Here is a 14245-nt window from a genome sequence, read left to right as displayed (position 1 = left end):
CTGACTTTTATTCTCCCTCCCCCCTGATAGTACGCCTTACAAGACGTAACACTTTGATCTAACGCAAGCTAAAATCGCCCCATTAGCGCTTATCAGCGCTAATGATGGGAAATACTTCCTTTAGGTCATAGACTTTAAAAAACATTAAACTCCGACCACGTATTTCAACTAGCCGCGTTCGCGCAATTGTTGTAAAATACGCGCGTTTCTAAGCAAATCTATACTGTTATTTTGAGGAAAACCTGTGAGCGAACAAAAACAGTCTCTGAGCTATAAAGACGCAGGCGTTGATATCGATGCTGGTAACGCATTGGTTGAGCGCATTAAAGGCGTAGTGAAAAAAACACGCCGTCCAGAAGTAATGGGCGGTATTGGTGGTTTTGGTGCACTGTGCGAACTACCGACAGGCTATAAAGAGCCTGTACTAGTAGCTGGTACTGATGGTGTTGGTACTAAGCTTCGTTTAGCCATTGACTTAAAAAAGCACGACACGGTGGGTATCGACCTTGTTGCTATGTGTGTTAATGACTTGATTGTTCAAGGTGCTGAGCCACTGTTTTTCTTAGATTACTATGCGACTGGTAAATTAGATGTAGATACAGCTGCTGATGTAGTAAGCGGTATCGGCGCTGGTTGTGAACTATCTGGCTGTGCCCTAATCGGCGGTGAAACTGCTGAAATGCCAGGTATGTACGAAGGTGATGATTACGATATGGCTGGTTTCTGTACTGGCGTCGTAGAAAAGTCAAAGATCATCGACGGTACAAAAGTTAAAGCAGGCGATCAACTGATTGCACTTGCTTCAAGCGGCCCTCACTCGAACGGCTACTCTTTGATTCGTAAAGTTCTTGAAGTTTCAGGTGCTGACACAAATGAAGAATATGCGGGTAAACCCCTAGGCGAACACTTACTTGAGCCTACTCGCATTTATGTTAAGCCAATTCTTGAGCTTCTTAAAGAAGTAGATGTTCACGCACTATCACACATCACGGGTGGTGGCTTCTGGGAAAACATTCCTCGCGTTCTGCCTGAATCTGCAAAAGCAGTTGTTAAAGGTAATAGCTGGGAGTGGCCTGCAATTTTCAACTGGCTCCAAGAAAACGGCAACATAAGTACACATGAAATGTACCGTACGTTTAACTGTGGTGTTGGTATGATACTCGTTGTGCCAGCAGAAAAGCTTGAACAAAGCTTAGAAATTCTGAGCGCTCAAGGCGAAAATGCTTGGCACATCGGTGAAATCCAAGATGCCGCTGAAGGCGAAGAACAAGTTGAAATCTTAGGTGGTGCCCAGTAATGGCACCCACTCGGATCGTTGTTTTGATCTCGGGTAGTGGTTCAAATTTGCAAGCCATAATTGACCACTGTCAAAGCGGCGATATCAACGGTGATATCGTCTCTGTGATCAGTAACAAAGCGGATGCTTTCGGACTAACACGTGCGGAACGAGCCAACATCCCAACTCAAGTTTTAAGTCATAAAGCGTTTGATAGTCGTGAAGCCTATGATGAACAACTTGCGAAAATAATTGACTCTTGTAATCCAGATTTAGTTGTATTAGCTGGATTTATGCGTATTCTAACTCCTAGCTTAGTGCAAAAATTTAAAGGAAAAATGTTGAACATTCATCCTTCTTTGTTGCCTAAGTATCAAGGGCTGAACACCCACCAAAGAGCAATTGACGCAAACGATGAGTATCATGGCGCTAGTGTTCACTTCGTTACCGAAGAATTAGACGGAGGTCCAGTTGTAGTACAGGCAAAAGTACCTATTTTGCCCAACGATACAGCGGACGCGTTAGCACAGCGGGTACATAAACAAGAACATGTCATATACCCTTTGGTGGTCAAGTGGTTCAGTGAACACAGACTAACAATGGAAGCAGACTATGCAGTTTTTGATAACCAACCCCTTCCAGCGCAAGGCGTCGATTACAACTAAAAAATATGTACGCAGCGCTTTGCTAATAGGCTTAAGCGCTGTTTTCTCTTCTTCCCTTCAAGCCTCGACACTCACAGAATACTCAGCCGAATACAACGTATTAAGAAAAGGAAAAATTCACGGCACAGCGACCAGGGCATTTACACAAGTTGCTGATAACACATATGCTTTAAGCTACGAAACGGACGTCAAGTGGATGATCTTTACAGAGAAACGTACCGAGCAGAGCTTATTCAGATATGAAAATGGAGAAACAAAACCACTCCATTACAGCTTAAACCGTGAAGGCACTCGACCTGACAAAAGCTTTAGGATTAAGTTCGATAGAGAAAACAAACAACTCTTTTCAAAAGAGCACGAATACCCTTTAAAAGTGGAGTGGGATGAGTCTCGCCAAGATGTACTGTCTTACCAAAATCAATTAAGGCATGAGCTCAAAGCTGGAAAAACCCAGTTTAGTTACCCAATTATCGATAAAAATGGCAACGTCAGGTTATACAATTTTAAAGTAATCGGTAAAGAAACCATTACGCTCCCTATCGGTAACGTTGAAACTATTAAAGTTAAACGGCTGTATGACAACAACAAACGCCACGCTTTAGCTTGGTTTGCACCAAAATATGATTACATGTTGGTGCAAATGCTGAAAGGCAAAGATGGTGTTGAGCAGTTCCAAATACAAATGACTGCACAAAACCCAAAACAAGCACAATAACCGTTAACCCTTTAACTAGCAGATGTCATCAAGACATCTGCTAGCTAAACTTTTTCTCCGAGCTTAAACAACACAAACTCACCAGGTTCCATTTTATTCCATTGTTCATCATTCGTGAGTGGTCGAGTGGCAATGACAGTGACGACGTCATTAGGAGTAGTCTCTTTCTGGAAGTCCACCACCATATCCGCATCTATAAGCGTTGCTTTACCAAACGGCGCTCGCCTAGTGATCCAATGCAAGTTATTACTGCAGTATGCCAACACAAAAACACCATCGGTTAATAGCATGTTGAACACGCCTTTCTCTCTTAACTGGTTGGCCAATTTGGCTGCATAACGGAACACACTAGCCATATTTGAAGGTTTTTTAGGATACTTTTGGCGAATCTTATCTAACAACCAACAAAATGCTAATTCGCTGTCCGTATTACCTACCGGCTTGTAATATTCTGGTTTAAGATCTTTATAGTTAGATAGCTGTCCGTTGTGTGCGTATGATATTTCCCGACCCCATAATTCTCGAGTAAATGGGTGGGTATTTTCTAAACATGTTCGCCCGCGATTACCCTGCCTTATATGGCTTATCACAGATACACTTTTGATAGGGTAAGCCTTTACTAACTTTGCTATTTCAGAGCGACAGCTTGGTTCAGGATCCTTAAAAGTTCGACAGCCTTTGCCTTCATAGAAAGTAATGCCCCATCCGTCTTTGTGAGGGCCCGTGTTCCCCCCACGCTCGAGTAAGCCAGAAAAACTAAAACAAATATCTGTTGGCACATTTGCAGACATGCCTAGCAGTTCACACATATAAATTATATTCCTTAAGGGTCAAGGCTCTAAGTACTTCTCAACATTAATTACTCTGCCATTTAGGCTTGTAATCTGCCACGAGTAATAATCAATTTTTAGTTAGTTTATCATTAACTTACTATTGGGACCAACCCAGTAAATATAGCAAGGTCTCACTGCCAAATAACGTAAAGATTAGATGGGGCCTGTAGGTAGTGCGAACCCCTTTGTTAATTGACTTTACCTGAATAAATCGTACTATCGGTTACCACACATGGTGACAACATTGATCATGTCAAAACGGAAAGCCAAGCATGGAGACCTTATAATGAATTGTACAAGCTGTGAAAGTGGCACTTTAAAATCAACCCTTCTTGATGACGCATTCAGAGCCCACACTTGCTCTAATTGCAATGGACACTGGATATTAATAGAAGATTTTGTTGCATGGAAAGAGAAAAACAAAAATTTCAGTTTTACCAGCACATCGATGGAACTAACACCTAAAGACTCTAAACGTGCAAAACTTTGCCCAGTATCAGGCTCTATAATGCGTAAATTTAGGGTATCTGAAAAATCAGAGCATAGAGTTGATTACAGTGTCGCCGTCGGCGGTCTGTGGCTCGACCCCGGAGAATGGGAATTGTTGAAACAATTAGGTGTCGCTGATTCACTCAATGCCATTGCAACGCAGCAATGGCAAAACCAGATCCGCGAACAATCTACTATTCAATCATTTACCAATATTTATTCAGATAAATTTGATAAAGCCGATTACGATAAGCTGAAAGAAATACGCGCTTGGTTAGCTGCACACCCACAAAAAGCGGATTTAAAAGCCTATTTAATGGCTGAAGACCCATACTCTGCAGAAAAGTAACACACATGCAGTGGCTTCGCGAATACGAAGCCACTGCCATTAATTAAGGCTGACCTTCTGGCGCCTTATCCGTATTAGCATAACACCTGCCACAAGATATTGTCGGCCCACATATTTGTACAGAAAGGTAACCACCCGCAATTTGAGGTGTTAACTGCTGGGGTAATACACTTGCGTCGTCAGACAAACTGATGAGTTTCTTTTATTTAATTTAATTTTCATAGACCATTCCTTTTCGTTAAAAGATAATTGCATCTATGACACTAGCAACATTGCATACAATATACAATGAATATTTTTAACAAGCGCTACTAACCTCTTACTCAAAGGTCAGTAACTGCTATATTGAAAACAAAAAATCGATACACCCAATCAAACAATGAAGCTCAAGTTGTTTTTTAATCATTTACAAAAAACAACATAGCAATGGTTAAGCAGTCATTGTGAACCCAGCTCAATATTCTGTGGTTTTACCCACCACATTTATTGAACTCTTCAGACGCTTTTGCATACACAGTACAAAAATCTTCACTGCCATTGCTTGCTTTGATTTGTTGCCCATCAAACAGCGCAGTGATCACTTTTGACTTTGTAATGGTTAAGCGCTTATTTCGGCAAGACTTCACCGCCATTTCGCCACACTCAGCAGCCGTTGCCGCTTCTTTGAATTTAGAGCAGCGCTGCTTACCTTTACACTTTTTATAACTGATTTTCTCTTTTCCTGGACAAGCCGTTCTCAGGTATTTAATCTCGCATGTGCCTGCTTTTACCTCAGTAGGCATGGCACTAAGCACAAGGGACACCGCGCCAATTGCTAACAGTAGTTTCATTGCATTCTCCTAAGTTTTAAACTGGCTCATCATGGCTCTAAGCGTCTCTGCCATTTCAGCGAGCTGTCGACTGGCCTGTTGATTTTCTTTTGCATGATTCGACGTTAAGTCTGTTATTTCATGCATATGCTGAACATTTTCATATTGACTCATGGCCGCAAGGCTTTGCTCTTCGGAAGCCGCTGCGATTTGTTGACTCATGTCTTTTATCGTTTCCACACTGCCTACGATTGACACTAAAGTATCTTTGACTGACTCTATGCCTTGAACGCACGTCTGAGTTTCTTTTTGTGATGTGGACATGGTGGTTACGGCCTCTCGTGCCCCTTCTTGTAATCCACTAATTGCTTTTTCAATCTCTTCAGTGGCATTTTGCGCTCGACTTGCCAATGTCCTAACCTCGTCCGCAACAACAGCAAACCCTCTGCCCTGCTCACCTGCCCGAGCAGCCTCTATTGCTGCATTTAGAGCAAGTAGATTTGTCTGCTCGGCTATGCTTCTAATAACTGCAAGCACGGAGTTAATATTGTCTAATTCGCTGCTGAGCAATGAAATGGCGTTTGCTGATTTTTCAATCGAAACTTCAAGCTCTTTGATTTCAGCAACGTTCGCCTGCAAACGCTGCTCTCCACATGTTGCTTCAGAGCTTGCTTGCTGCACATGCTCTAAGGTTTTATGAATACTGTCTGTAACAGAGCTCACGGTTTCTTTCATTTCCGAGATTGAACTGCTCATCGCGCTCATTTGTTCACTCTGTTGCGACGCGCTATTACAGCTCTGTTCTGAAATGCTGTTAGTCTGTTCAGCGGTTGACGCTAGCACCTGCGTGTTACTGGTTACTTCACGCAGAATTGTAGCGAGGCTTGAAATTAGCTTTTGCATATTGTCGGCCAGTTGCCCGAACTCATCCTTTTGAAATTGCTCAAATTGTACGGTTAAGTCCCCTTTAGCAGCTTTATTGATCAGATCAACAATTGTGTACAAAGGCTTGCGAATGCTGTTGATAACATAAAAAGCGATTATGACAGACAGTATTATCATCAATACGGTGAGTACCGTTGTGACTGTTTGACTCTCATCTATTGCGGTTTTTGCTTCTTGTTGGGCTTCGTCAGTTAAACCTATAATGCGCTTGTTTAACTCATCTAATTGTATTTGCAGCTGGTTAGCTGCGTCTTTGGCACTTTGTATTTCAGACCCGACTTTTTGCTTTTCTGATAGGGTATTAACTCTCGCTGTCAACGCGCTTTCAGGCCCTACTAAGGCGTCTTTAAAACGCGCGAAATTATCTGCCATCACAGTGATTTGCTCTGTGCCCGAAATACCTGAGGCCTGTTTAATAGAAGCAAACTGCGCGTCCATTTCATCGAGCGTATCTTTCGCTACAGACCGCACATTTAGCACTTCAAACTTAATGTTTGAACGTAAGCCGGAACTCACTTCATCGACGAGGTTTTCAATGTTTTCAATAAAGCTGTTTACTGTATCAGATACAGCATCATCATCTGACAAACCATCAAGGTCATAGGCATAACTCAGCGTTTCATCACCCATATCACCAAATTCACTGGCAAGTTCAGTCGTTTTCTGAGAGAGGCTGACGACCCTAGTAACGTCTACAAACGCCTTATCAGCGGCATGAAAAAAAGATGTATTCAGCTCACTTGACTGCTTAAAGGTAAGATTGATGTCAGCAATCGGTTTTGTTAGCTCTTGCAGCTGCCGTATTGCATCCTGGTTTTTGCTTTTCTGTTCACTGTAACCAGCTTTTATTGATTGCACTTGACTAAGTGTTGTTGCCTTTTCAAGTTGCACTAAAGAAAGCTGAGAAAGTAATACCGATTGCAGCATGGTGTTGCCGGCAATCAAAGTGGGCACACTTTGTTTGGAAACCTTTTGAACGGAGCCACCGATAGTTATGTTCCCTGTCAAAGCTACTGCGTAAATAATACAAGCCAAAACTACAACTGCCGTAAATCCACTCATTACGCGAGCTGAAACGGTTAATTGCATCTGATGTCTATCTTGTTAACACTTCATACATCAATATATAGTCAACTATCTTGCGCTTTGCGAATAAAAAGTGCTTTGCTTTGAGTTTTGTAGATAAAAGTGCACTAAATTGAATTTTTGCAAGGTAACAGCAACAAACTTACGTGCAAATAAGCGCTTGTTTACATATTTGTGCAGTTTAAACTGTAATATAATTACTAATCGTCTATTTCTGGCATTCAATGCTTGCAGTTACCGCCAACAGCGGGTAACGTTGCGCCGTTTTAAATAATTTAAGGTGTTAAATTTTGATTTCTACCGCGAATATCACGCAGCAGTTTGGCTCAAAGCCACTTTTTGAAAACATCTCAGTCAAGTTTGGCGAAGGTAATCGCTACGGCCTTATTGGTGCGAATGGCTGTGGTAAATCAACTTTTATGAAGATCCTAAGTGGTGAATTGGAGCCCACTGGCGGAAACGTGAGCTATGACCCACAAGAGCGGGTGGCAAAACTAAATCAGGATCAATTCGCTTATGAAGAATTTACGGTAATCGATACCGTCATCATGGGCTACAAAGAGCTTTGGGAAGTTAAAAAAGAGCGCGACAGAATTTACTCTTTACCTGAAATGAGTGAAGAAGAAGGCATGATCGTCGCTGACTTAGAGGTTAAGTTCGCCGAAATGGATGGCTACATGGCAGAATCTAAAGCCGGTGAGCTATTGTTGGCGGTTGGTATTCCTACCGAGCAACACTTTGGTTTAATGAGTGAAGTCGCACCGGGCTGGAAACTGCGTGTACTATTGGCGCAAGTACTGTTTGCAGACCCGCATATCATGCTGCTCGACGAACCAACCAACAACTTGGACATTGATACTATCCGCTGGTTGGAACACACACTGAACGAACGAAACTGCACGATGATCATCATTTCGCACGACCGTCACTTTTTAAACAGTGTATGTACGCATATGGCTGACTTAGATTATGGTGAGCTGCGTGTGTACCCAGGCAACTATGATGAATACATGACGGCAGCTTCACAAGCAAGAGAACGTCTACTTGCTGACAATGCGAAGAAAAAAGCCCAAATTGCTGAATTACAAACCTTCGTAGCGCGTTTCTCTGCGAATGCATCAAAAGCAAAGCAAGCAACATCACGTGCTAAACAAATTGACAAAATCCAACTTGACGAAGTTAAAGCCTCAAGTCGCCAAAACCCATTTATTCGATTTGAGCAATCTAAAGAACTATTTAGAAACGCATTGGAAATTGAAAACTTATCGCAAGGCTTCGAAGAGGACTTATTCAGTCAATTCAATGGGATTTTCGAAGTTGGTGAGCGAGTGGCCATTATTGGTGAAAACGGTGTCGGTAAAACAACACTGCTCAATACGCTTGCAGGCCAATTACAGCAGCGTGATGGTACCTTTAAGTGGTCTGAAAACAGTAATATAGGTTACTACGCTCAAGACCATGCTGAAGACTTCGAAAAAGATATGGACCTAATGGAGTGGATGGGGCAATGGCGTCAAGAAGGTGATGACGAACAAGTGCTGCGCAGCTTTTTGGGTCGCATGTTGTTTTCACAAGACAGTATCAAAAAATCTGTAAAAGTGCTGTCAGGTGGTGAGCAAGGTCGCATGCTGCTTGGTAAATTGATGATGCATAAACCAAACATTCTACTAATGGATGAGCCTACGAACCATATGGATATGGAGTCAATTGAATCCTTGAACACGGCACTTGAGCAATACAAAGGAACACTGTTTTTCGTCTCTCACGACCGTGTTTTCGTAGACTCTCTTGCAACACGTATTCTTGAAATAAAAGACAATAAAATTACCGATTTTAAAGGTACCTATTCTGAATTCTTAAAATTCAGAGGCATTGAAGATTAATGTTTGTCGCGCGGTTAATCACCGCGCTCATCTTCTTATTGATTTGCGATAACATACTGCTTTACAGCTTGTTCAATCGTATTAAACGCGTTTATACATGGGTCACTTAGCCCACAATTGAGAAAATACACGATACTTACATCTAATTCAGGTACATATATATTGTTTGAAATGTATCCGTGATTTCCCCCATTATGATGGTACACCGTATAGCCATTGAACTCTTCTTTCCAAAGTCCTAGTACATAGTCTAAATTGGCTGATGCCTTCACTTGACTAGCTTCTCCTAGCAAGGCTTCTCGCTCCGCTTGCGAAAGCCAAGTATCATCTTTAAAAATACTTCTCATTAGTTTAGCAACCTCTGTGACTGATGAAGCCACAGGTGTTGAAGCGGCGGTCACTTGGCTTAAAATTGGGCCTGTATTTATAAACGCGTCATTTTGTTTTTCATAGCCGGGGGTAATCTGCGCAACTTGATTCTCAATACCAACCGAAAAGGTATCACTGAGCGATAACCTGTCTATGATTTTATCGCGCATTGCCAATGCATTAGGATGGCCCAATACGCTATCCATTATCATGCCAGCAAGCACATAGTTACTGTTTGAGTACTTTACTCCCTCACCAGGTTTGAAATAGGCTGGTTGTCCATAGGCAAATTGCAATAAGTCCCCGTTAGAAATGCCATTTTTATAGTTAGCCATAACATACTCAACATACGCATCTTTACTGCGTGGATCAGAGTAGTTATAAATTCCGCTACTATGATTTAGTAATTGCCTCAGTGTGATTTGATCTGAATATTGAATTTGACTGGCCACCTCGTTTGACAACCAATTGTCTATTGTCAGATCAAGGTCGAGGAGTCCTTCCTCATGGAGTCGTACCGCCAATAACGCGGTAAAAATTTTTCCGCTACTTGCTAAGTGATAAACCGCATCTGGTTGGAGAACTTCTCGTGTCGCTAAATTGGCAAGGCCAGCGCTACCGGTAAATGCCCCATTGGCAGCGGAAACATGCAAAATAATGCCATGCACTTCACTGGAAATTAAGCCATTTATCAGCCCTTGATAATCTGGCGGGTTTACGGCTTGCTGCGGTGAAGGTTTCGTATCTGGTAGTGGCTTAGTATCTGTACTGTTACTCTTGCTTGTTCCACATGCACTTAGCGCAAGCATAACAACTGCCAAAAGGCTTTGCTGTTTTAATTGATTCATATTGGATTCCATATCACTGTTTCTTTTAATTTGAGTATATGGAATTTCAAAAAACGAATGCGTATCAGCGATTTACTAAGTGTACCAATTTGTACCAAATGCAAGAAGGTTTAGAGAAAAAGGGCCTTTGGCCCTTTTAAAAGAAAGGTTTTTACATCGCTTTGCGCTTTTCTACCCAGCGCGCGATGTCTTTTTCAACCAAAGCGAGCGGACGAGCGCCTTTTAACAAAATCTCATCATGGAATGACGTCATATCAAATTTATCACCCAGTGCCTGTTGTGCGTCTTTTCTGAGCTCTTCGAATTTCAACATACCAAGCTTGTAACCTAAAGCCTGACCCGGCCAAGCGATATATCGGTCAATGGCTGGTACAACATCACTCATTGCTGAGCCCGTTGCTTCAGCAAAGTAAGCGATAGCTTCTTCTCTACTCCATTTTTTATAGTGCAGTCCAGTATCAACGACCAAGCGCGCCGCTCTATAGGCTTCAGCTTGTAAACGACCTAAATCTCCAAATGGGTCATTTTCGTACATACCCATTTCGTATGCCAATAACTCTGAATAAAGTGCCCAGCCCTCGATATAACCATTAAAAGACGCATTTTGTCTCATTAGGCCAATGTCCGTTTGGAGCATATTGAGTGCTATTTGGAAATGGTGACCAGGCACGGCCTCATGGTAAGTAAGCGTTTTCAAACCAAAACTCGGGACCGCTTTCATATCTTTAAGGTTGATCGCAAAAACACCTGGTCGACTACCATCTAATGAAGGGCCATAATAGTAGCCGCCCGGGGCACCAGCTTCAACTTCGACAGGGATACGTTTCACTTCGACTTTTTGTGGCGGCAACGTTGAGAAATATTGCGGTGCTTTTTCATTGATAACTTTAATTTCGCCTCTTAAGAATTCGAGTAACTCTTGACGACCTTCATCACTATCTGCAAATAAAAAGCGAGGCTCTTCGTTAAGCTGCTGCATACGTTCACTGACAGAACCTTTGGTGTAACCATTTGCTCGTAAAATTTCATCCATTCTCTCGGATATTCTCTCCACTTCAGCCAAACCGACTTCATGAATTTGCTCAGCGCTCATGTCCGAGTCAGCCAAATAAGTGATGGCATGTTGGTAAAACGCTTCACCATTTGGTTGGGCCCAAATACCTACCTTGTCAGATGCCTGTTGTTCAAGTATTTTCATTTCACTCGCAATGCGTTTGAATGCCGGATAGACCTTCTCCATCATTACGTTAGAGGCTGCTTTTACATAACCTTGTTTGGCCTGCTCACTCAAGTCTTCAAGACCCGCTAACTTGTCCTCAAAGGAGGTCACCAGGACATGCGCATTTGCTGCAGGCTGAGTGTAACTATTTAAATACGCGAGTGTATTTGGAAACAGAGGCTTAGGAAGAATAACGCCGCGTTTCGCGTCAGCAAGCACTTTTTCTTTTACTTGGTCCACCATAGACGCAAATGCCGCTAGACGTTCGACATAAGCCTTCGCATCGGCTTCGTTTTCAACGCCATGTTGGTTTTGCAGCACACCAGGGACATCCATAAGTGGCCCGGAAATCTGGTTCACGATGTAGGGTAAGTGCCCACCCCACGTATCCACGTAACCCGCGGCAAACACTTTGTCACCTGCATAATAGCGCGCAATAACCTCGTTTACCTGCACATGCAACAAGTCCTTATCTGCTAACTTAGCAGATTGAAGCTGTTTAAGTTGCTCAGCAGCACGCGCCATATCAATTTGCAAGGCCTGCATACCGGCCACGGAGTAATCCGGCAATTTGTTTGCGTATGCACCGTAATCTGTGCTGTCTAATTTTAGTGACGTTGCCAGCGTGGGCTGATGAGTAATAAACGCTCGCGTATATTGTTCGACCACTTTATCAACGTCTTGACGACTAAGTGATGGCTGCGATGATACTTCATTACTACTGCCAACTTTATTCGATGTGGTTTCTTGTGCACATCCTGTTAGACCAACCATTACCGCTAAAGCGAGTGCATTTAGCTTTTTCATGTGAGCTACTCCAGAGTATATTTAACAATATTTTGGCTACAGAAATACCATATTTGTAGACAATATACAGCTATATGAGACAAGTATTATATCGCAGCTTAACACCGATAAATACGTGTTACATAATAAGCAACAATAGCAAATCCATTAGGCTTTATTATATTTTTACTAAGCTCAAACAAATCCATACAAGACTCTGAATTTATTACTTATAAATAAAATCAGTCGAAGACCCCCATCAATTCCATGCGCTCAATCAAAGAATGATAAATGTCTTTTTAGGTACATTAATTTCCGAAAACTAATGCAAAAACTCATTGCCCTATTGCAAATTTTAATGTGATTTGCACTTAGGGTCGTAACTAAGGAAATTATAAAGATGTTTAAGCTCACCTCTGTCACTCTTGGGATTATCGCGTGCATTTCTACTGCCACAAGCGCACTTGCGCAAGGGGCGCATTCACAAGGCAGCAATGCCTTGCAGTCCGTACAATACGATTACTCTGATAATCAGCCTTGGAGCCAAATGCCGCCATCACAATTGAGGCCAGTGCAAGTACCGCTATTTATATCAATAGGTTTTGATGACAACGGCTCAAAAGAGGGCATGGACTGGATCATTAACTTTACCCGACAACTCAAAAATGCAAACACTGCCAATAACCCTGCGACATTTGATGGTGCACCGGTCAGGTTTAGTTTTTTCAACACACCATCTTACATAGAGTCGATCGCAAACGATCCGGTCGGTGTTAAGCATGCTTGGCGAAAAGCATGGTTAGACGGCCATGAAATTGGCAATCATACATGGAGCCATAGAGATGGCGGCCCTGATACAAACAACTTTTCTGAGCAAGAATGGACTGAAGAACTGAATATTACACAAACTTGGTTAAGTAAGCCTTTTGACCCGAATGAGTTGGATACCGGTGCCAATGACACCGCAGGCCCAGGCATACCTCAAAGCGAAATTATTGGTTTTAGAACTCCTTATCTCAATCACAATAACGCCCTTTTCGCAGCGTTGGTGAAAGGTAATTTTGTGTACGACACCAGCATTGAAGAAGGCTGGGGTAATCAATACAACGGAACCAATAACCCATGGCCCTATACTATGAACAATGGCACACCCACCCAGCGCGTTGGTAAGCCCGATGTAGGCAATTTTGCGGGTCTATGGCAATTACCTTCAAATGTCTTTGAAAAACCGTTCGGCGGAAAAATGGTGGCGTTTGACACCAATATGTGGGTTGGCAGTGCTATGAGTAAAGATGAAGTACTTGCGATTTTGAAACACAATCTGCACTTAAGGCTAGAGGGTAACCGCTCGCCACTCTTATATGGAGCGCACGCTAATATTTATGCGCCGGAGTATGACAAAGGCGGGCGAGCGACCACTTACATCGAGCGTCAGCAAGCTATCGAAGAGTTTATCCAATATGCGCTAAGCTTAAAAGTGAATGGGCAATCAGTAGTACGTATCGTCCCATTCAAAGACATTGTTGAGTGGATGAGAAATCCCAAACCACTGAATAATGGTAAAGTTGTGACTGTGCAGAGCATTGGCGCCAGCCCTACTTACACACAAGGTAATATTTATCAAAAAGGCGCACAGGTCTATTATGACGGTAAATATTACGAGGCCAAGTGGTATGCTGACTCAGCGCCGGGGACGCTTGCTGTTGATTACGACCCATGGAAATTAATTACCAAAGAACAAGCAAATAAAGTTTCACATTTGGGCTCTGTCACCCCTGCTGGTGATACGTTTGGAGATGTGTTACTTGACGCGAATAAAGAACAAACTTTCTACTTTAAAGCTGCGGCAAATGCCAAAATAGAAAGTGTAACAGTGAATGGCGTAAGCTTAGGTGCGATTAATGAATACACCTTCAAAAACCTTACTGCCAATCAAAAGCTCACCGTCGAGTTTACGAAAAAGTAATTTAAAA

11 protein-coding genes are annotated in these 14245 nt (G+C 42.5%); 6 read left to right on the top strand and 5 right to left on the bottom strand.

Features of this window, described 5'->3' with window-relative positions; translation table 11 throughout:
- Positions 1-244: 244 nt before the first annotated feature.
- From purM to A7985_RS00625, 3 genes are read left to right on the top strand one after another with little or no spacing between them, the layout of a single operon-like run.
- Positions 245-1297, top strand: coding sequence for a phosphoribosylformylglycinamidine cyclo-ligase (purM, locus tag A7985_RS00635; RefSeq protein WP_065788522.1), 1053 nt, complete (start codon positions 245-247; stop codon positions 1295-1297).
- On the top strand, positions 1297-1941 hold the full coding sequence (gene purN / locus A7985_RS00630) for a phosphoribosylglycinamide formyltransferase (protein WP_065788521.1): 645 nt from the start codon (positions 1297-1299) through the stop codon (positions 1939-1941). Before purM ends, purN begins: the two co-directional genes overlap by 1 nt.
- Positions 1889-2656, top strand: a complete 768-nt coding sequence (locus tag A7985_RS00625) for a DUF3108 domain-containing protein (protein WP_176716668.1) — start codon at positions 1889-1891, stop codon at positions 2654-2656. Before purN ends, A7985_RS00625 begins: the two co-directional genes overlap by 53 nt.
- Before the next feature lie 44 nt (positions 2657-2700).
- On the opposite strand, the gene A7985_RS00620 is transcribed toward A7985_RS00625, so the two are convergent.
- Positions 2701-3465 carry a class II glutamine amidotransferase gene (locus tag A7985_RS00620; protein WP_065788520.1) on the bottom strand — a complete coding sequence of 255 codons (765 nt, stop codon included), beginning with the start codon at positions 3463-3465 and terminating at the stop codon, positions 2701-2703.
- A gap of 310 nt (positions 3466-3775) precedes the next feature.
- On the opposite strand from A7985_RS00620, the gene A7985_RS00615 reads away from it, so the two are divergent.
- Positions 3776-4327, top strand: coding sequence for a zf-TFIIB domain-containing protein (locus A7985_RS00615; protein ID WP_065788519.1), 552 nt, complete (start codon positions 3776-3778; stop codon positions 4325-4327).
- Positions 4328-4797: 470 nt separating this feature from the next.
- On the opposite strand, the gene A7985_RS00610 is transcribed toward A7985_RS00615, so the two are convergent.
- Positions 4798-5157, bottom strand: a complete 360-nt coding sequence (locus A7985_RS00610) for a hypothetical protein (protein WP_065788518.1) — start codon at positions 5155-5157, stop codon at positions 4798-4800.
- Between the two features lie 9 nt (positions 5158-5166).
- On the bottom strand, positions 5167-7170 hold the full coding sequence (locus A7985_RS00605; protein WP_065788517.1) for a methyl-accepting chemotaxis protein: 2004 nt from the start codon (positions 7168-7170) through the stop codon (positions 5167-5169).
- A 287-nt stretch (positions 7171-7457) separates the two neighbouring features.
- On the opposite strand from A7985_RS00605, the gene A7985_RS00600 reads away from it, so the two are divergent.
- Complete coding sequence (locus A7985_RS00600; protein WP_063374890.1) at positions 7458-9050, top strand: ABC-F family ATPase; 1593 nt, start codon at positions 7458-7460, stop codon at positions 9048-9050.
- A gap of 35 nt (positions 9051-9085) precedes the next feature.
- On the opposite strand, the gene A7985_RS00595 is transcribed toward A7985_RS00600, so the two are convergent.
- Positions 9086-10267, bottom strand: coding sequence for a serine hydrolase domain-containing protein (locus tag A7985_RS00595; protein WP_065788516.1), 1182 nt, complete (start codon positions 10265-10267; stop codon positions 9086-9088).
- A 151-nt stretch (positions 10268-10418) separates the two neighbouring features.
- The gene (locus A7985_RS00590; RefSeq protein WP_065788515.1) at positions 10419-12293 is read right to left on the bottom strand and encodes a DUF885 domain-containing protein; all 1875 of its coding nucleotides are present in this window, start codon (positions 12291-12293) and stop codon (positions 10419-10421) included.
- A 379-nt stretch (positions 12294-12672) separates the two neighbouring features.
- On the opposite strand from A7985_RS00590, the gene A7985_RS00585 reads away from it, so the two are divergent.
- Positions 12673-14238, top strand: a complete 1566-nt coding sequence (locus A7985_RS00585) for a polysaccharide deacetylase family protein (RefSeq protein WP_065788513.1) — start codon at positions 12673-12675, stop codon at positions 14236-14238.
- The last annotated feature ends 7 nt before the right edge of the window (positions 14239-14245 follow it).

The sequence above is a fragment of the Pseudoalteromonas luteoviolacea genome, assembly GCF_001696455.1.
Classification (GTDB): Bacteria; Pseudomonadota; Gammaproteobacteria; order Enterobacterales; family Alteromonadaceae; genus Pseudoalteromonas; species Pseudoalteromonas luteoviolacea_C.
The sequence above is the reverse complement of the archived record's forward strand: the minus strand, read 5'-3'. Positions and strand labels throughout refer to the sequence as shown.

Coding starts and splice junctions, on each gene's coding strand:
- A7985_RS00625 (WP_176716668.1), top strand. CDS start 1,889: ATGCAGTTTTTGATAACCAACCCCTTCCAGCGCAAGGCGTCGATTACA.
- A7985_RS00595 (WP_065788516.1), bottom strand. CDS start 10,267: ATGAATCAATTAAAACAGCAAAGCCTTTTGGCAGTTGTTATGCTTGCG.
- A7985_RS00585 (WP_065788513.1), top strand. CDS start 12,673: ATGTTTAAGCTCACCTCTGTCACTCTTGGGATTATCGCGTGCATTTCT.
- purN (WP_065788521.1), top strand. CDS start 1,297: ATGGCACCCACTCGGATCGTTGTTTTGATCTCGGGTAGTGGTTCAAAT.
- A7985_RS00605 (WP_065788517.1), bottom strand. CDS start 7,170: ATGCAATTAACCGTTTCAGCTCGCGTAATGAGTGGATTTACGGCAGTT.
- A7985_RS00590 (WP_065788515.1), bottom strand. CDS start 12,293: ATGAAAAAGCTAAATGCACTCGCTTTAGCGGTAATGGTTGGTCTAACA.
- A7985_RS00615 (WP_065788519.1), top strand. CDS start 3,776: ATGAATTGTACAAGCTGTGAAAGTGGCACTTTAAAATCAACCCTTCTT.
- A7985_RS00620 (WP_065788520.1), bottom strand. CDS start 3,465: ATGTGTGAACTGCTAGGCATGTCTGCAAATGTGCCAACAGATATTTGT.
- A7985_RS00610 (WP_065788518.1), bottom strand. CDS start 5,157: ATGAAACTACTGTTAGCAATTGGCGCGGTGTCCCTTGTGCTTAGTGCC.